We start from the raw sequence: 17079 nt of genomic DNA on the forward strand, positions 1-17079 counted from the left end.
AGCCTGAGTCCAGGAGGTACCCACCTCCGCCCATGCGGGAGCCGCACTTCACAAGAGTGCGGCTTTTTTATTGGCTGAAGGATTTTTGTTGCGTGATCATGCCGTCGCGCACTTCAAACACCGCATCGCCGAGCACATCGACGTCGGCCGGGTCGTGCGTGATGATCAGCATCGGCACATGCAACTGTTGCTGCAGTTCGCTCAGTTCGCGCCGCATGCGTTCGCGCAAGGAAAGATCGAGCGCGGAGAAGGGTTCATCCAGCAACAGGATATCGGGTTGCGCCACCAGTGCGCGCGCCAGGGCGACGCGCTGGCGCTGGCCGCCGGAAATCTGCGAAGGATAGCTGCTGGCGGTCGTTTCCAGGCCGAAGGCTTGCAGCCATTTTGCAACCGCGGGATGCGACGCCGGTTTGCGCAAATTGAAGCAACCGCGTTGCAATCCGAATGCGATGTTCTGCGCCACAGTCAGATGCGGAAACAGGGCATAGTCCTGAAATAGATAGGCAACGTTGCGCTGCTGCGGGCGGACATTGATATCGTGCTCCGCGTCGAACAGCGCGCGCCGGTTCAGGCTGATCTTGCCGGCGTCGGGTGTCATGAGGCCGGCAATCGCCTTGAGCGTCAGGCTCTTGCCGGCGCCGGACGGGCCGTACAGCACGATGCGGTCGCTGTCGGAGGCGAATCCGATGTCGAGCTGGAATACGCGGTCGCCGGCGCGCAACTCTTTGCGGATGTGGACGGAGACGCTCATGCGAGATCTCCGCGGCGCGCGTGGCTCGGCACCAGCCGGCCGGCGATCAGCAACACCGCCACGCAGGTGATCGAGGTAATCACCACCAGCAGCGTCGCAGTGGAGTCGTCGCCGGCCTGCACGGCTTCATAGATGGCAACCGACAGCGTCTGCGTGCGCCCGGGCAGATTGCCGGCGATCATCAGCGTGGCGCCGAACTCACCTAGCGCGCGGGCGAACGCCAGCAGCACGCCGGCGGCGATGCCGCGCGCCGCCAGCGGCAGGCTGACGCGGAAGAACACGCCGGCTTCGGTGACGCCGAGGACGCGTGCGGCGTTTTCGAGCTGCTTGTCGACGTTTTCAAATGCGGCGCGCGCCGATTTCAGCACCAGCGGAAACGCCACGACGGTCGAGGCGATCACCGCGCCTTGCCAGGTAAACACCAGTTCGATGCCAAGCCCGGACAGCCACGCGCCGAAGGTGCCGCGCTTGCCGAACAGCACCAGCAGGTAATAGCCGAGCACCGTCGGCGGCAGCACCAGCGGCAGCGTGAGGATGGAGTCGATCAGGTCGCGCAGCGGCGAACGCCAGCGCGACAGCCCGTAGGCTGCCGCGACGCCGAGAAAGAGATTGAGCACCGTTGCCCAGCCCGCAACTTTCAGCGAGAGCAGCAACGGGGTCCAGACTGAACCCATAAATTAGACGCCAATCAAGCGAGAAATAACCAGCCCGCAGCGTATCAGGGTTTCAGGAAACCGTAACGCGCCAGCACAGCCTGGCCTGCGGGCGATTGCACATAGGCCAGGTATTTGTTGGCCAGTTCGGTCTGGGTGGTGCTTGCCGTGACGGCGATCGGATAGGTGGCCGGCGTATCGGAAGGGATGCGGATGACGACCTTGACCTTGTCCGGCATGACAGCGGCGTCGGTAGCGAAGACGAAGCCGGCTTCAACTTCACCGCGCGCGACGTAATCCAGACTTTGGCGCACGTTTTGCGCCATGACGCCCTTGGCAAGCACGGCGTCCCACAGTCCGGCATTTTCCAGTGCGGTCTTGGTGTAGCGGCCGAACGGCACCGAGGCCGGGTTGCCGAGCGCCACTTTCTTGACGCTGGCCTGCATCAGGTCTTTCAGGCTGCTCAGCGATAAGCTGCTGTCGTTCGGCACGATCAGCACGATCTGGTTGGCGGCGAAATTCTTGCGCGTGGCCGGTTGCACGGCTTTCTCGGCAACCGCCTTGTCCATGGCGGTCTGGTCGGCCGAAGCGAACACGTCGGCCGGCGCGCCGCGCACGATTTGCTGCATCAGGATGTCGGATGCGCCGAAGTTGTTGATGACCTTGACGCCAGGGTTTTGCTGCTCGAAAGCTGTGCCCAGATCCTTGAATGCATTGGTCAGGCTGGCTGCGGCGGAAACCACCAGATCGGCGGCGTGCGCAGGCATGGCGGCAAAAGGCAGCGTCAGCAGGGCGAGCGAGGCGGACGCAGCAAAACGACGCAGTTTTTGTGCGGCAAGAGAGGTGGGCATGAAGGTTCCTGTGTTCTTGATAGGGGAGTGCGTAGCTGTTCGGAATATACGTAAGGATATAACGATAGTCAATCCGCCGTAGGGAAACCATGCAATTTGCTGCATGGGCTTGCTACAATCGCGTCCATGACACATTCCAAGACCGTAAGACTGCGCGTAATGCAAGGCGACACGATTGCCTTCGGGCCCGGCAAAGCTGCATTGCTGCTGGCCATCGAACGTACCGGCTCGATTTCCGCGGCAGCGCGGGAAATGGAGATGTCCTACCGGCGCGCCTGGCTGCTGGTCGAAGAAATGAACCGTTGCTTCAACCGGCCGTTGGTGGAAACCGCAACCGGTGGCGCCAAGGGCGGCGGGGCCAGCATTACCGACCTGGCGCGCGATGTGGTCGCGTGCTATCAGCGCATGCAAAAGAAAGCCGACAGCGCGGTCGAAAAAGACATGCTTTACCTGCGTTCCCTGATCGTCGACAAGGACTGACCGGTCGATGCGCAACTTTTACCTCAAGTGCCGTTTCCGTCTGCAGAACACCCTGCGCATGTCCGAAAGCCATGCAATGCTGCTGTGGGCTGCCGTCATCGGTTTCGTCGGCGCGCTGGCGACGATTGCCTTTCGCGAATGCATCAGCGGGGTGCAGTATCTGCTGACCGGGCATAGCGGCAGCTTCGTCGAGATCGCCAAAGGCCTGTCCTGGCAAATGCGCGTGCTGCTGCCTGCCGGCGGCGGCATCGTGGCTGGCCTGATCCTGGTGTGGGCCAAACGCATGCCGGCCGGCGCCGCTTCCGATTACATGGAGGCCGTGGCGATCGGCGACGGCCATATTCCCGTGCGGCATACCTTGCTGCGCAGCCTGTCGTCGCTGGCCACCGTCGGTTCCGGCGGCTCGATCGGGCGGGAAGGGCCGATGGTGCAACTGGCGGCGCTGTGCGCGTCGCTAGTGGGGCGCTTCGCCCATTTCCCGGCGTCGCGTATGCGCCTGTTGGTCGCCTGCGGCGCGGCGGCAGGCATCACCTCCGCCTACAATGCACCGATCGCCGGCGCGTTCTTCGTGACTGAAATCGTGCTCGGCGCGCTGGTCATGGAGAGTTTCGGCCCGGTGGTGGTGGCCTCCGTGGTGGCCAACATCACCATGCGCGAGCTGCCGGGCTACAAGCCAGCCTACGAGATGCCGTACTTCCCGGAAATCAGCGGTGTCGAGATCATGCTGTTTGTCGTGCTGGGAATACTCGCCGGCCTGCTGGCGCCGCAATTCCTGCGTTTGCTCGATCTCGGCAAGAAGCTGTTCCAGAAGACGCGCCTGCCGTTGCCGCTCCGGCTGGGCGTAGGCGGTTTGCTGGTGGGCTTGTTGTCGGTACGGGTGCCAGAGGTTTGGGGTAACGGCTACAGTGTCGTCAATTCGTTGTTGCATACCGACTGGCTGTGGTCGACGGTGCTGGTCGTGCTGATTTACAAGATCGTCGCCACCGTGCTGACGGCCGGTTCGGGCGCGGTCGGCGGGATTTTCACGCCGACCTTGTTCGTGGGCGCCGCCATCGGTTTCCTGTTCGGCGATATGGCGCACGCGCTATGGCCGCATGCGGTTTCCCAACCGTTCGCCTATGCGATGGTGGGAATGGGCGCGTTCCTGGCGGCGACCACCAATGCGCCGTTGATGGCGATCCTGATGATCTTCGAAATGACGCTGAGCTACCAGGTGGTGCTGCCGCTGATGCTGTCTTGCGTGGTCGCTTATTTCATCGCCCGCAGCCTAGACGCCAATTCGATGTACGAAATCACGCTGAAGCGCCATCGCGACGCAGCCGAGCGTGTCCGCCTGCGCGGCACCCACATGAGCGAGCTGATCAAGCCGGCCGAGACGGTGTTGCACATGGATGCGCCGTTTTCCGAAGTGACCCGGATTTTTTTGCAGTACCCGGTCAAATATATCTATATCACCGATTCGGATAATCGCTACCTTGGCGTGGTCGCCTTGCAGGACGTGACTTCGCTGCTGCTCGACAAGGACGACACTGCCACCAAGCGGGCGGGAGATTTCATGCGAACGCATTTTCTGCACGAAGTGACGCCGGACATGTCGCTGGGCGAAGCACTACAGTTGTTTCTCGATCATCAGGGAGAACGCTTGCCGGTCATCGCCAGCGTCGAGAATCCGCAATTGCTGGGCGTGGTTTTCAAGACATCTTTGCTGGACGCCTATTTTCGTCTGGACCGTTCTGGCGAATAGGTCGCAAAATGCTTGTCGGCCGCTTTGTAACATTCCTGAGGCGGGCTGACAATTCTCCAGGCAACCTTGTTAGAATGCGAAGCTAAATGTGAAAAACTATCAAGACGCGCAAGACGATGTGCGATCTTGAAGCAAACGCAGATGCAGCCGACGTTGGCAATTAACATATCAAGGATTCAAAGGATTTATGCTGAGTTACCGCCATGCCTTTCATGCTGGCAATCATGCTGATGTGCTCAAGCACATGGTGACGATCCAACTGTTGCGCTACCTCGGCCAAAAAGAAACTCCTTACATGGTGATCGATACCCATGCCGGCGCAGGCGTCTACGCGCTGGATGGGAATTACGCCAGCAAGAACGCAGAATATGAGACCGGCATCGCCCCCCTGTGGGAGCGTACCGATCTGCCGGAAGCCGTTGCCGACTACGTGCAACTGGTGAAGGGCCTCAATCCCAGCGGCAAGATGCGTTATTACCCGGGTTCGCCTTATTGCGCCAACCAGGTGATGCGCGAGCAGGACCGGCTGCGCCTGTTCGAGTTGCATCCAACCGAAAGCAAGGTGCTGGCCGATAATTTCCGCAAGCTCGAAGCGCATGCCGCCGAGCAGGGTAAACGTCCGGCCGGGCGCGGTAAGCGCGTCATGATCGAGCGCGGCGACGGTTTTCTGGCGTTGAAAGCCTTGTTGCCGCCGCCGTCGCGGCGCGCGCTGGTCCTGATCGATCCGCCTTACGAGGACAAGCGCGACTACCAGCGCGTCAAGGAGACCCTGCAGGATGCGTTGGTGCGGTTTCCTACCGGCACATATGCGGTCTGGTATCCTGTGCTGCATAGAATCGAGTCGAAGCAGTTTTCGGACCGGCTCAAGCGTCTCGGTGCCAAGAGCTGGCTCAATGTCACGTTATCGATCAGTTCGCCTTCCCCGGATGGCTTTGGCCTGCACACCAGCGGCATGTTCGTGCTGAATCCGCCGTGGACGCTGGAAGCCACGCTCAAAGACGTCATGCCGTATCTGGTCAAGGTGCTGGGGCGCGACAGTGGTGCGGGTTTCGTTCTGGAATCGGGAGAAACCTGACATGGATTGCATCGACGGGGCATTCGCCGGCGCGGTTGGATGTCGTTTTATCCGTGCAATGTTTTCTGGTGCCGCATCAGGGCATGCAGCAGCAAGTCGTGCCGGGAATGCATTGTTTGCCAAAGTACTGCGGTAATCTAAAACAAGAAATCATGACTGAATCGTCTCCTGATCACGCTGCTCCGGCGCACCATGCCCATGATTTTTTCCTGGCCCGACAACCGATCCTCAATCGCGAGCAGGAGCTGATCGGTTACGAACTGCTGTTCCGCAATGCCGCCTTCGGCCCGGCCAACGTCAATGATGACGTGTCGGCAACGGCGTCCGTGATCGCCCACGCTTCCGAACTGGGCCTCAACAACGTCATCGGCAACCTGCACGGCTTCATCAACGTCGATGCGACGGTGCTGATGAGCGACTTCATCAACTTCCTGCCGACCGACAAGGTCGTGCTGGAAATCCTAGAGACGGTCAAGGTCACGCCCGAACTGGTCAAGCGCGTCAGCGAACTGGTGCGCGCTGGTTATGTGTTTGCGCTCGACGACGTGATCGCCGAATCGGAAGACATTGCTCATTGGTCAAGATCATCAAGATCGATGTCATGGAGCTGGATTCCAGCAAGTTGCTCAAGCTGAGCATGCATTTCAAACGCGCGCAAAAGATGCTGCTGGCCGAAAAAGTCGAGACGGTGGGACAGTTCCGCGACTGCGTGACCTTCGGTTTCGATTACTTTCAGGGATATTACTTCGCCAAGCCGGTGATCCTGCAGGGCAAGAAGCTGGAGGCGTCCAAGATCGTCATCATGCACATCCTGACGCTGCTGGTGCGCAATGTCGACAACGGCGAAGTAGTGCGTTATATCAAGCGCGACGTAGCCTTGAGCCTGACCCTGCTGCGGCTGGTGAATACGCCGGTATACGGCTTCATGAAGCACATCGATTCGCTTGGCCAGGCGTTGATCGTGCTAGGCCGCCGCCAATTGAAGCGCTGGCTGCAGATCCTGCTGTTCGCCAACACCGAGAAGGACAAGGCGCACTCGCTGTCACCCTTGCTGATCCTGGCGGCGACGCGCGGCAAGATGCTGGAGCTGATCGCCGAGAAGTTGCGTCCGGGGCGCCGCAAGATGTCCGAGATCGCTTTCACGGTCGGCATTATGTCGCTCGTCGACGCCTTGTTCGGTATGAACATGGAAGCCATCCTGGTCCAGATCACCGTCAGTGCCGAAATCCGCGATGCCTTGCTGTTTCGTACCGGGTTTTACGGCGAGATCCTGCAACTGGCCGAATTTACCGAACAGGCTGACAAGAGCAGCCAGCAGATGATTGAATTGCTGTCCTCGCTGCAACTGACGGCTGAGGACTTCTATGAGTTGGAAACCCAGGCGTTTGAATGGGGCAACAACATTTCTTCCAACATGGGCCATGCGCCGGCCAAAAAAACTGAAGACCCCGGCAGCGCGACCGACATCACGGAGCCGGAATAAGCACCACTGGCAAGAGGGACACGGTGCAGGGGCCGCAGGATCGATGCCGGGATGTCAGTTGCGGTCGCGCCGTCTTGCAGCATATTTCCTGATCATGCGCGCCAGGCGGTTGCCTTGGCCATTCCCATTTTGCCAGCGCTGTCTGAGCGCCTCCCACCATTGTCGCCGCATGGCGGCGAACGCGGCAACGCCGGCTTCGATCTGTTGCCAGGCTTGCGTGGCGCGCAGTTGCCCGATCATCCTGTCCTTGAAACGAAGCACGGCGTTGCGGCAGCGCACAAACCAAGGCAGGGACAGCAGGGCTTTTTGGGTCAGCGCGTAAAGGCGAGCCACCAGCGCCGTGCCCAACACCTTGGCGGCAATGACGACAGCCAGTCCCAGCGTGGGATGGCCGTGCGCAATCGACAGCAGGGCAAGAATCTTGACCGGCAGCAGCAACAGGCTGGGCAGGAGGAATACAGCCAGCGCGGCGTAGGGTGAAAAATTGCTGATCCAGGACTCCAGGCGGGCCACGAAAGGGATCAGCGGCAGGCGCGCCAGCACGCGTTTGCTTGCGTTCCACAGCCACTCCTCGAACAGCAGGAGGATGGCTGCGGTGTAGATCAATGGCGCAAGCAGGTATTTTCTGGTCTTGTGCGGCAAGGAGCGGTCCTTATGGATGCGGGAGCGACTTCAGCATATGTTGGGCAAGCACCCGAAAAACAAGCCGGTCCCGCAGCGGGACGTTTCTGATGGTTTTGAACCTTAACGCACCTGGCGCTGCTTGATCAGGCTCAGCCAGCGGTCGCCCCATTTTTCATCGCTCATGCACGACGCATATTCGGTCACTGTGCGCGCCGCGCGTTCCAGCAACTGGATGTCGGCTTCATGCTGGCGCGCCACATGTGGATCTTCCAGGAACAGCACGCGACGGCATTCGTGTTCGAGTATCAGTTCGGCGATCTGCGCATCGCCGCCCAGCGGGCCGCTCAGGAAAGGTTTGACCCAGTTGCGGCCGGCTTCGCCCTTGATCTTGACCGCGAGTTCATTGAGCAGACCGCCGGTGGTGCCGGTCGCGCAACGGAAGGCAAAGCTGTCGAGCACCTCGAAGTGGCGTTCGGCCAAGGCCAGCATGCGCGCTTTCATTGAATCATGGGCGATCAGCGCAATGCCTTCGTTGGCGAGGTTGAAAGAAGCGTCGAGTGTGCGATCCGGTTCCGCGCCAACGGCAATCGCTTCCAGCTCGAACCACTCCTGCGCCCCGGCCAGGGTCGACAGGAAAGGTTTGCCGTGGATTACGCACTGACGCTTCAGCGCCACCGCCTCGGGAAAGGTCGAGGACGGATCGACCGGATCGATCAGGTAAATGATGGCATCCAGTTTGCGTGCCGGATCGCTGTCGACCACGCGCGACACCAGTTTCATCAGCCCGCCCTGGCGGCCATAGGGAAAGCGTTCGAGATGCGGATAGCCCGGCAGCAGGCCGAGCTGGCCGATGGCATCGAGCGTGCGGCCGACGACGACCAGTTCCGGCTGCAGGGCTTCGATGCGCGCGCGCGAGCCCTGGAGCAATTGCACCAGCGCCGAGTTGGGGGCGTCCTGATGGGCTCGGTTGGCGGCCAGGCCGATGCGATAGCGAGTGGAAGATGAAGACATGGAAATGGCTGAAGGGTGCAGTGAAATGAACGTTGTTCCCGATTGCGAACGCAGCCGCATCAATTGGAGTTATCGGCAAAATGCGTTCTCGGGAACTTTAACATACCGCTACAATGATAAACAGGCCGCATGGCCTGTATTGACCGGAATATGCAAGCGAAAACATGAATAAAGCATTCGTAAAAGAATCCGACGGCGACGATGACGACGAACTGGCGTTGCCGGCGATACCTGCCGGCGCCAAGAACTATATGACGCCGCTGGGCCACAAGCGCATCAAGGATGAGCTGCTGCACCTGATTGACGTCGATCGTCCGGAAGTGGTGCGTATCGTGCATTGGGCCGCCTCCAACGGCGACCGCTCGGAAAATGGCGACTACATCTACGGCAAGCGCCGCCTGCGCGAAATCGACCGGCGCATCCGCTTTCTGACCAAGCGCCTCGACATCGCCGAGGTGGTGGATCCGACTGTCCATCACGGCAACGACCAGATATTTTTCGGCGCCACCGTGACCTATGAAAACCAGGACGGCGTCGCGCATACCGTGACCATCGTCGGCATCGATGAACTCGATCCGCTCAATGGCAAGATCAGTTGGATCTCGCCGGTGGCGCGCACCCTCACCAAGGCACGCGAAGGCGACGAAGTGACGCTGCAGACACCGGCGGGCGTAGAACAGTTGACCATCCTTGAGGTCAGCTATCCGGCGCCGCAAGACTGAGGTCCGACTGAACGCACCCGAACACCGCATTGCCGTAGGACCTTGGAACGGATTCTGCTTCCTCCGTCCTTGCCGTGCAGCGCCACGCCCCGATTTCCTGATTGAAACAAAGGTAAGTCCATGTCCATCGTCTATGCCAGCCTGAATCACCCGCAACGCGTCGCATTGGCGGCGGAAGTTCACTCGCGGCCGTTCCTGCATCTGAAAGCGCCGGAGAGCCTGACTCATCTCGCGGTGTATCTGCGCGATCAGGCCGGCGCCAGCCAGCATGTATTGCTGACCGACTTGTGCGTGCATTTTGGCGTCACAGCGCCGGGCATCGACGCCAAGCATTTCTTCCACGATTTCGGTCGCTTTCGCCTTAAATGGGAATGTCATACCGAATTCGCCAGTTACACCTTCGCCCAGAGCCACGATACGGAATTGACGACGGATGAGGCGTTCTCCGACGTGCCGCTCAGGCATGTGCCGCAGCAATGGCTGCTGGCGTTGCAAGGCAAGATCATGGTCGCCGCGCATGTGGTTCTGGAACGTGCGTCGAAGGCGGATATCGCGAGCAATGTGGCGCGTCTGTTCGAAGGCAAGCTGCTATCGTCCAGCAAAGTGCTGCAGGGCGGTGAAATCTGGACCGACTTCGTGATCCAGGCCGACGGCTTCAGCCGCTTCGTGGTGCGCGACATCGACCTGCGCGACATGCAGGGCGGCCGTTTGGTGCAACGCATCCTGGAGATCGAAACCTATCGCATGATGGCCTTGCTCGGTTTGCCGCATGCCCAGCAGGCGGGTCCTGTATTGAACGACATTGAGAGCGACCTGGCCACGCTGACCGCGGCGATGGTCGATTCCGATCACGGCGCGGCCAACGCCGGCGACGGACATGCCGAAGATGAATTGATCCTGCGCAAGATCACCGGCCTGGCGGCGCGCATTGAAAAAATGTCGCTGGAAAACAGCTATCGCTTTTCCGCTTCGCAGGCCTATTTCCGCCTCGTCAAGGCGCGTATCGAAGAACTGCGCGAGACGCGCGTGGAGGGCGTGCCGACCATCGGTGAATTCATGGATCGCCGGCTGGCGCCGGCCATGGACACTTGCGCTTCGGTGGCGCGCCGGCAGGAAGCGCTAGCCGAACGCATCGCCCACACCAACGACTTGCTGCGCACGCGCATCGGTATCGTGCAGGAGCAACAGAACCGCCAGATACTGGAATCGATGAACGCCCGCGCCGCCCAACAGTTGCGCCTGCAACAGGCGGTGGAGGGCTTGTCGGTAGCGGCGATCTCCTACTACATGGTCGGCCTGTTCGGCTATGCCGGCAAGGCGCTCAAGGCGGCTGGCGTGCCGGTCAATCCCGACATCGCCACCGGCATCATGGTGCCGGTGTTTGCGGCAGGCGTCTGGCTAGGCTTGCGGCGTCTGCACAAGAGCGTGCACGCTTCCTGACGGGAGTCTGTTGTACGCAAAAAAGCCGGATCTTGCGGATCCGGCTTTTGCTTTTCAGGAATCTGATCAGACGTTGGCGCTGATTTTTTCCTGTGCCTGCGCGATAGCTTGCTTGGCTTTTTCTTCACCCATGGCCACGCCTTCGGCGATGACCAGCTCGACGTCGGTGATGCCGATGAAACCCAGCACGCTGCGGATGTAGGTACCCTGGAAATCCAGCGCTTGTGCAGGACCTTCCGAGTACACGCCGCCGCGCGACAGGATGACGATGGCGCGTTTGCCGGTCGCCAGGCCGACCGGACCCTTGTCGCCATAACTGAATGTGCGGCCGACGCGGCAGATATGGTCGATCCATGCCTTGAAGGCCGACGGCGGTGCGAAGTTGTACATCGGGATGCCGATCACCAGCGTATCGGCGGCCAGCACTTCGTTGACCAGTTTGTCGGACAGCGCAATGATTGCTTGCTGCTCGGCGCTGCGTTTGTCGGCCGGCGTGTAATAGGCGCCGATCAGCGCTTCGGTGACGTGGGGAATGTTGGACGAGGCCAAATCGCGATGGACGACTTTGCCGCCAGGGTTCTTGGCTTGCCATTGTTCGACGTAGGCGGCGCTCAGTTGACGGCTGATCGAGCCGGAGAGGCGGGCGCTGGAGTCGATGTGCAGAAGGGTGCTCATGTTTGTTCCTTGGGAAGTTGCCTTTGGTTAATCAAAGTCGCGGGTAATTGCGATGAATGCAGCATAAAGGCTTTCCAATAACACTAATAGATGGGAGAATTTGATTTCACTAATCCATTTTTGTGGTGAATTATGCTGGATCTCAATGACATTTCCGTTTTTGTCCAGGTCGTGCGCGCCGGCAGCTTCGCTGCCGCCGGCCGCCGTCTCGGCATGCCTTCCAATACCGTCAGCCGGCGTTTGCAGCTATTGGAGGAGAGTCTGGGCGTGCGCCTGTTGCAGCGTTCCACGCGGCAGCTCAACGTGACTGCGGCGGGACGCGAGTTTTTCGACCGTTGTGCGCCCGGCATAGAAGATATCCAACTGGCCGGCGCCGATCTGTTCACCAACAGTCGCGAACCGGGCGGGATATTGAGGGTGGCTGCGCCAGCGGACTTTCTGGATAATTTTTCCATGGAATGGATTGGCGAGTTCATGCGCCAATATCCCAAGGTGCAACTGGAGTTCCAGTTGAGCGATGAGCATGTCGACCTGATCGCGGAAGGCATCGACGTCGCTTTCCGCGGCGGGCTATTGCCGGATTCCAGCCTGGTGGCGCGCAAGCTGGGAGAAAGCCATCGCGGCTTGCTGGCCAGTCCTGGCTATCTCGAACGCCACGGCACGCCGACTTCGCTGGAACAACTGGCGCAGGATCATTCCTGCCTGTCCAATTCCAGCGCCATGCAGCACGCATTGTGGCGATTGGAAGGTCCGCGGGGCGTCGAGACGGTGCGCGTGACGCCGCGCCTGTGCGTCAACACGGCGCAAGGCCTGTTGCGGGCGACGCGTGCCGGATTGGGGATTGCCTTGCTGCCGACGATGATCGCTGCGGAGGATTTGCGCCGCGGAACGCTGGTCAGCGTCTTGCCGCACTACCAGCGCGATCTGAGCGGTTTCTATGCGGTCTACCCCAATCGCAGGCAATTGTCGCTGGCGGTGAGTGCGCTGATCGAGTTCGTGGCGAAGAAGGTGGCGGGCGGCGCCTGCGAAGGCAGCTATGGCGCGCAGGATCTCGACATGGATAAAGCCGAAGCCGCCTGAGACGACGTTCAGTTGCGGGCGGTCAGTTGCGCTCGCGCAGGATGCGGGTCACGCTGTCGATGCTGCGGATGCCGCGCATGGTGCGCGCAAGGTGGACGCGGTCTTCGACCTGGATGGTGAAACGCAGGTGCTTCATGGACGGATCGCCATCGTCGTCCATGCTGACCGACACGATATGCGCGTCAGCTTCGCCGATTTCGGCGGCGATGCGCGCCAGCGTGCCTTTCTGGTTGTGCGCCAGGATGGTGATGCGGCATTCGAAGCGACGGTTCAGTTCGCTGGCCCAGTTGACTTCGATCCAGCGATCCGGTTCTTTTTCGCGATGCCGCTTGGCGGTTTCGCAATCTTCGACGTGGACGATCAGCGCCTGATCGTGCTTCAGATGGCCGATCAGTTTGTCGCCCGGGATCGGCAGGCAACAGGCCGCCAATTGCACGGTCGAACCTTCATTGCCGGTGATGACGACCGGGTCCGGCTTGCTCGGCAGCATTTGTCCTTCGACGTCAAGTTGCGGGATCGCGCCGCCGCCTTCGGTCATGCCCATGATGTGGCGCGCCACCAGCGGCGCCATGCGCGTGCCGATGCCGATGTCGGCGTATAGCTCTTCCATGGTCTTGGCGCTGGATTCGTTGAGCAGGCGCTCGATCAGCGCGCCCGGCAGGTCCGGCTCCAGTCCGAGCGTGTTGAGCGCATTGGTCAGCAGGCGTTTGCCCAATGCCTGCGATTCGACCAGGTTGACCGTGCGCAGGCGATGGCGGATGGCCGAGCGCGCCTTGCCGGTGCGCACATAGCCGAGCCAGTTCGGGCTCGGTCGCGACGACGGAGAAGTGATGATTTCGACGATGTCGCCGTTGTGCAGTTCGGTGCGCAGCGGCGCCGGTTCGTGGTTGATCACGACCGAGGTGGTCTGGTCGCCGATGTCGGTGTGGATACTGTAGGCGAAATCGAGCGCGGTGGCGCCGCGCGGCAGGGCGATGATCTTCGACTTCGGCGTGAAGACGTAGACCGAATCCGGGAACAGGTCGACCTTGATGTGTTCGAGGAACTCGGCCGAGTCGCCTGTTTGTTTTTGGATGTCGAGCAGCGATTGCAGCCAGGCATGGGTGCGTTGCTGCAGGTCGGTCAGGCTGCCTTCGTCGTCCTTGTACAGCCAGTGCGCGGCGACGCCGGATTCGGCCACGCGGTGCATGTCCTGCGTACGGATCTGGAATTCGACCGGTGTGCCGTAGGGGCCGATCAGCGTGGTATGCAGCGACTGGTAGCCGTTGAGCTTGGGAATCGCGATGTAGTCCTTGAACTTGCCCGGCATCGGCTTGAACAGCGAATGCAGCGTGCCCAGCGCGACGTAGCAATTGGCAAAGCTGTCGACCACCACGCGGAAACCGTAGACGTCCAGCACCTGCGAGAACGACAGGTGCTTGTTGCGCATCTTGCGGTAAATGCCGTACAGCGTCTTTTCGCGGCCGTCGACCTGGGCCGGGATGCCGGCGGCGATCAGCGTGCTGGTGACGGATTCGAGAATCTTGGTAACCACTTCGCGGCGGTTGCCGCGGGCCGCCTTGACCGCTTTCGACAGCGTCTTGTGGCGCAGCGGATAGAGGTGCGAGAATGACAGTTCCTGCAGCTCGCGGTAAATATTGTTGAGGCCGAGACGGTGCGCGATCGGCACATACACTTCCATGGTCTCGCGGGCGATGCGGCGCCTCTTGTCGGGCGGCATCGAGCCCAGCGTGCGCATGTTGTGCAGGCGGTCGGCCAGCTTGACGAGGATCACGCGCACGTCGCGCGCCATTGCCAGCAACATCTTGCGGAAGTTTTCCGCCTGCGCTTCGATCTGGCTCTGGAATTCGATCTTGTCGAGTTTGGACAAGCCGTCGACCAGCGACGCCACCTGCGCGCCGAAGCGTTCGATCAACTCTTCCTTGCGCACGCCCTGGTCTTCCATCACGTCGTGCAGCAGCGCCGCCATCATGGCTTGTGCGTCGAGCTTCCAGTCGGCGCAGATTTCGGCAACCGCGAGCGGATGGGAAATATAGGGTTCGCCCGACTTACGCATCTGGCCCAGGTGCATCTCGTCCGAGAAGCGGTAGGCTTCCTTGACCTTCTTCAGTTCGGAAGGCGTGAGGTATTCCTCGAGCTTGTGCGTCAGATGGGTAAACGTCGCGACACCGCTATGCAAAGCGGGGGCAGGGTCTGCAGCAGGGGAGCTTTGTTTCGACGCCGAGCGCCTGGAAGACGCTCGGGGAGTGCTAGGCGATGCTGATAACGGAGAACCGAGGGTTGAATCTGTTGGTGTCAGGCTCATACGTTGGCGTTATCAGCAGCATCGACGTGGGTGAAACTCAGGCAGGCACTTTTTTCAGCATTTCGATACCGACCTTGCCTGCTGCGATTTCACGCAGGGCTGTCACGGTAGGCTTGTCCTTGGCGTCCACTTTCGGTGTGTGGCCTTGCAGCAATTGGCGTGCGCGATAAGTGGCAGCCAGGGTTAGCTGGAAGCGGTTAGGGATTTGCTTGAGGCAATCTTCAATGGTGATACGGGCCATAAGAACTCCTGATTTCGTGTTTCCGGTTCAACTTGGATCTTGATCCGATCCTGCCTGCGTCAGGCGACGATGCTGGATTGTCGCCCGGTTCAGGGGCTGGCATGAATGCCAAGCTGGGTGAATAAGAAAGTGTTGCGCGCAGCCTGTTGCGGGAAGCGGCAACGAGCCGCTTTGACAATCGCCGTCAATTCCGACAAAGCCACTGCAAACTCTTGATTAATAATAACATATTCGAACTCCGGAGAGTGAGCGATTTCGCCGCCGGCAGCGAGGATGCGGCGCGTGATGACGTGGGGTTCATCCTGGCCGCGCTTTTTCAATCGCTCTTCCAGCGCCGCAATCGACGGCGGCAAAATGAAAATGCCGATCGCATTGGGAAACTGCTTTTTCACCTGCTGCGCGCCTTGCCAGTCGATTTCCAGCAGCACGTCGGTGCCGCTGGAGATCTGGTCGGCAATCATCAGGCGCGAAGTGCCGTAATAATTGCCGTGTACTTCGGCCCATTCCAGGAATTCGCCTTCGGCCTGGCGCTTGAGGAAATCGTCGGCCGTCGTGAAGTAATATTCGCGGCCATGTTGCTCGCCGGGGCGCGGCGGGCGCGTGGTGTAGGAGATCGACAGCCTGATTTCGGGCTCTTGCTTGAGCAGGGCGTTGACCAGGGTCGATTTGCCGGCGCCGGAGGGCGCCACCACCATGAACAGGCTGCCGGAGGTCGGTTTTTTGGTAGGCATGGAAGGCTCTCTCGGTATCAATAGGGAATAGGGGTTATTCTAGGTTCTGGACCTGTTCGCGCATCTGGTCGATCAGCAACTTTAATTCCATCGACGCGTCCGCGAGCTCTTTCATTGCGGCTTTCGAGCCGACCGTGTTGGCTTCGCGGTTCAGCTCCTGCATCATGAAATCCAGGCGCTTGCCGACCTGGCCGCCTTTCTTGAGGATGTGGCGAGTCTCGGCCAGATGGGCCGACAGGCGCGCCAGCTCTTCGGCAATGTCGATGCGGATGCCGTACAGCGTCACTTCCTGGCGGATGCGTTCCAGCACCTCTTCGCGCGGCAGCGACGGCGTCGCACCTTCCTTTGTGGCCAGGCCGAGTGCTTCCTGCATGCGCTCGGTGGCCTTTTGCTGGAATTGCGCCACCAGTTGCGGCACCAGCGGCGTGATGCGCGCGACGATGGCTTCCATGGCGTCGATACGGGCTTCCAGCACGGACTGCAAGGCGGCGCCTTCGCGCGCGCGGCTGTCGAGGAACGCGGTCAGCGTTTGCTGCAAGGTCGCCAGCACGTCGGCTTGCAGCGTGTCCTGGCCGATTTCGGCCTCTTCGATGACGCCCGGCCAGCGCAGCAATTCGTTGACGGTCAGTGGCGCCGCATCGGCGAACTGGCTGCGCACTTGCGTCTGCAGGCCGATCAGCGTGGCCAGCAGCGTCTGGTTGAGCGCCTGGCTGGCGCCTTCGGTCGTCTTGCGGCCGAAACTCAGCCGGCACTCGACCTTGCCGCGCACCAGCTTGCTGATGATGGCTTCGCGCATCGCGGGTTCGACGGCGCGCAGGTCGTCGTTGACGCGGAACTGGAGGTCCAGGAAGCGCGAATTGACGCTTTTCAGTTCAACGGTGATCGCGCCGGCGGCGGTTTCGCGTTTGGCGACGGCATAGCCGGTCATGCTATAAATGGTCAATCGATTCTCCGGATGTCTGGCCGCCCATGTTTGTGCGGACGGCCGGGATGATGATTTGCGTGGAGCGCCGCGGCGCTTCCTTTACAAACCGGCAATTTATCAAGACAATGCCGGTAAAAAATATTACGTCGCGTCTGTGAGGCGTGATTGTATTTGGGTTTGAATAGCGCATTGTAAAAAGTTTGTTTGCCGCGCGCCATCAAAACCTGTTCACCCGGTTCTGCCCGAGCGACAAAACGCAGGGCGACCGCCACCGATTTCCAGAGGAAG

The 17079-nt window shown here is 60.5% G+C and carries 17 protein-coding genes and 1 pseudogene; 7 read left to right on the top strand and 11 right to left on the bottom strand.

Annotated elements, in window-relative coordinates:
- Window positions 1-67 precede the first annotated feature (67 nt).
- Genes RV1423_RS06870 through modA form a run of 3 tightly spaced genes read right to left on the bottom strand, consistent with a single transcriptional unit; the run spans window position 68 to window position 2255 of the window.
- Window positions 68-751 (bottom strand): sulfate/molybdate ABC transporter ATP-binding protein, encoded by a 684-nt coding sequence (locus RV1423_RS06870; RefSeq protein WP_034294733.1) that lies wholly within the window; start codon window positions 749-751, stop codon window positions 68-70.
- On the bottom strand, window positions 748-1425 hold the full coding sequence (gene modB / locus RV1423_RS06875) for a molybdate ABC transporter permease subunit (protein WP_034294736.1): 678 nt from the start codon (window positions 1423-1425) through the stop codon (window positions 748-750). Before modB ends, RV1423_RS06870 begins: the two co-directional genes overlap by 4 nt.
- 44 nt (window positions 1426-1469) lie before the next feature.
- Window positions 1470-2255, bottom strand: coding sequence for a molybdate ABC transporter substrate-binding protein (modA, locus tag RV1423_RS06880; protein WP_034294738.1), 786 nt, complete (start codon window positions 2253-2255; stop codon window positions 1470-1472).
- 126 nt (window positions 2256-2381) lie between these two features.
- On the opposite strand from modA, the gene RV1423_RS06885 reads away from it, so the two are divergent.
- The 4 genes and pseudogenes from RV1423_RS06885 (at window position 2382) to RV1423_RS06900 (ending at window position 7037) form a co-directional block, all read left to right on the top strand.
- On the top strand, window positions 2382-2735 hold the full coding sequence (locus RV1423_RS06885; RefSeq protein WP_034294741.1) for a winged helix-turn-helix domain-containing protein: 354 nt from the start codon (window positions 2382-2384) through the stop codon (window positions 2733-2735).
- 7 nt (window positions 2736-2742) lie between these two features.
- Window positions 2743-4479, top strand: coding sequence for a ClcB-like voltage-gated chloride channel protein (locus tag RV1423_RS06890; RefSeq protein WP_034294743.1), 1737 nt, complete (start codon window positions 2743-2745; stop codon window positions 4477-4479).
- A gap of 187 nt (window positions 4480-4666) precedes the next feature.
- Window positions 4667-5554: a 23S rRNA (adenine(2030)-N(6))-methyltransferase RlmJ gene (locus tag RV1423_RS06895; protein ID WP_034294745.1), complete on the top strand. Its 888-nt coding sequence runs from the start codon at window positions 4667-4669 to the stop codon at window positions 5552-5554.
- Between the two features lie 152 nt (window positions 5555-5706).
- Window positions 5707-7037, top strand: a pseudogene (locus RV1423_RS06900) (EAL and HDOD domain-containing protein).
- A 54-nt stretch (window positions 7038-7091) separates the two neighbouring features.
- On the opposite strand, the gene RV1423_RS06905 reads toward RV1423_RS06900, so the two are convergent.
- Window positions 7092-7679 (bottom strand): hypothetical protein, encoded by a 588-nt coding sequence (locus RV1423_RS06905; protein ID WP_034294747.1) that lies wholly within the window; start codon window positions 7677-7679, stop codon window positions 7092-7094.
- Between the two features lie 102 nt (window positions 7680-7781).
- Complete coding sequence (locus RV1423_RS06910) at window positions 7782-8672, bottom strand: hypothetical protein (protein WP_034294749.1); 891 nt, start codon at window positions 8670-8672, stop codon at window positions 7782-7784.
- A 164-nt stretch (window positions 8673-8836) separates the two neighbouring features.
- On the opposite strand from RV1423_RS06910, the gene greB reads away from it, so the two are divergent.
- Both greB and RV1423_RS06920 read left to right on the top strand, forming a co-directional pair.
- Window positions 8837-9394 (top strand): transcription elongation factor GreB, encoded by a 558-nt coding sequence (gene greB / locus RV1423_RS06915; protein ID WP_034294751.1) that lies wholly within the window; start codon window positions 8837-8839, stop codon window positions 9392-9394.
- Between the two features lie 120 nt (window positions 9395-9514).
- A complete protein-coding gene (locus RV1423_RS06920; RefSeq protein ID WP_034294752.1) occupies window positions 9515-10834 on the top strand; it encodes a DUF3422 family protein in 1320 nt (439 codons plus the stop codon).
- A gap of 66 nt (window positions 10835-10900) precedes the next feature.
- Here the strand turns inward: RV1423_RS06920 and RV1423_RS06925 are convergent, their stop codons facing one another.
- Window positions 10901-11509: an FMN-dependent NADH-azoreductase gene (locus RV1423_RS06925; protein WP_034294754.1), complete on the bottom strand. Its 609-nt coding sequence runs from the start codon at window positions 11507-11509 to the stop codon at window positions 10901-10903.
- A 132-nt stretch (window positions 11510-11641) separates the two neighbouring features.
- On the opposite strand from RV1423_RS06925, the gene RV1423_RS06930 reads away from it, so the two are divergent.
- On the top strand, window positions 11642-12589 hold the full coding sequence (locus RV1423_RS06930; protein WP_034294756.1) for a LysR family transcriptional regulator: 948 nt from the start codon (window positions 11642-11644) through the stop codon (window positions 12587-12589).
- Window positions 12590-12611: 22 nt separating this feature from the next.
- On the opposite strand, the gene RV1423_RS06935 is transcribed toward RV1423_RS06930, so the two are convergent.
- The 5 genes from RV1423_RS06935 to RV1423_RS29725 all read right to left on the bottom strand — a co-directional run bounded on the left by RV1423_RS06935 (window position 12612) and on the right by RV1423_RS29725 (window position 17063).
- Complete coding sequence (locus RV1423_RS06935) at window positions 12612-14894, bottom strand: bifunctional (p)ppGpp synthetase/guanosine-3',5'-bis(diphosphate) 3'-pyrophosphohydrolase (protein ID WP_034294759.1); 2283 nt, start codon at window positions 14892-14894, stop codon at window positions 12612-12614.
- Window positions 14895-14931: 37 nt separating this feature from the next.
- Entirely contained in the window at window positions 14932-15135 is a 204-nt protein-coding gene (gene rpoZ / locus RV1423_RS06940) for a DNA-directed RNA polymerase subunit omega (protein WP_007881846.1), read from the bottom strand.
- An 89-nt stretch (window positions 15136-15224) separates the two neighbouring features.
- Window positions 15225-15866: a guanylate kinase gene (gene gmk, locus RV1423_RS06945; RefSeq protein ID WP_034294762.1), complete on the bottom strand. Its 642-nt coding sequence runs from the start codon at window positions 15864-15866 to the stop codon at window positions 15225-15227.
- Window positions 15867-15900: 34 nt separating this feature from the next.
- Complete coding sequence (locus tag RV1423_RS06950; protein WP_034295169.1) at window positions 15901-16794, bottom strand: YicC/YloC family endoribonuclease; 894 nt, start codon at window positions 16792-16794, stop codon at window positions 15901-15903.
- 11 nt (window positions 16795-16805) lie between these two features.
- Entirely contained in the window at window positions 16806-17063 is a 258-nt protein-coding gene (locus RV1423_RS29725) for a hypothetical protein (RefSeq protein WP_155835044.1), read from the bottom strand.
- Between the last annotated feature and the right edge of the window lie 16 nt (window positions 17064-17079).

This window comes from Herbaspirillum sp. RV1423, from assembly GCF_000577615.1.
In the GTDB taxonomy this organism is placed as follows: Bacteria; Pseudomonadota; Gammaproteobacteria; order Burkholderiales; family Burkholderiaceae_D; genus Herbaspirillum.

What these genes read in the sequence shown, in the direction of transcription:
- modB (WP_034294736.1), bottom strand. Translation starts at nt 1,425, where the DNA reads ATGGGTTCAGTCTGGACCCCGTTGCTGCTCTCGCTGAAAGTTGCGGGC.
- RV1423_RS06930 (WP_034294756.1), top strand. Translation starts at nt 11,642, where the DNA reads ATGCTGGATCTCAATGACATTTCCGTTTTTGTCCAGGTCGTGCGCGCC.
- RV1423_RS06870 (WP_034294733.1), bottom strand. Translation starts at nt 751, where the DNA reads ATGAGCGTCTCCGTCCACATCCGCAAAGAGTTGCGCGCCGGCGACCGC.
- RV1423_RS06890 (WP_034294743.1), top strand. Translation starts at nt 2,743, where the DNA reads ATGCGCAACTTTTACCTCAAGTGCCGTTTCCGTCTGCAGAACACCCTG.
- RV1423_RS06950 (WP_034295169.1), bottom strand. Translation starts at nt 16,794, where the DNA reads ATGACCGGCTATGCCGTCGCCAAACGCGAAACCGCCGCCGGCGCGATC.
- RV1423_RS06935 (WP_034294759.1), bottom strand. Translation starts at nt 14,894, where the DNA reads ATGAGCCTGACACCAACAGATTCAACCCTCGGTTCTCCGTTATCAGCA.
- RV1423_RS06920 (WP_034294752.1), top strand. Translation starts at nt 9,515, where the DNA reads ATGTCCATCGTCTATGCCAGCCTGAATCACCCGCAACGCGTCGCATTG.
- RV1423_RS06925 (WP_034294754.1), bottom strand. Translation starts at nt 11,509, where the DNA reads ATGAGCACCCTTCTGCACATCGACTCCAGCGCCCGCCTCTCCGGCTCG.
- rpoZ (WP_007881846.1), bottom strand. Translation starts at nt 15,135, where the DNA reads ATGGCCCGTATCACCATTGAAGATTGCCTCAAGCAAATCCCTAACCGC.
- gmk (WP_034294762.1), bottom strand. Translation starts at nt 15,866, where the DNA reads ATGCCTACCAAAAAACCGACCTCCGGCAGCCTGTTCATGGTGGTGGCG.
- RV1423_RS06910 (WP_034294749.1), bottom strand. Translation starts at nt 8,672, where the DNA reads ATGTCTTCATCTTCCACTCGCTATCGCATCGGCCTGGCCGCCAACCGA.
- modA (WP_034294738.1), bottom strand. Translation starts at nt 2,255, where the DNA reads ATGCCCACCTCTCTTGCCGCACAAAAACTGCGTCGTTTTGCTGCGTCC.
- RV1423_RS06895 (WP_034294745.1), top strand. Translation starts at nt 4,667, where the DNA reads ATGCTGAGTTACCGCCATGCCTTTCATGCTGGCAATCATGCTGATGTG.
- greB (WP_034294751.1), top strand. Translation starts at nt 8,837, where the DNA reads ATGAATAAAGCATTCGTAAAAGAATCCGACGGCGACGATGACGACGAA.
- RV1423_RS06885 (WP_034294741.1), top strand. Translation starts at nt 2,382, where the DNA reads ATGACACATTCCAAGACCGTAAGACTGCGCGTAATGCAAGGCGACACG.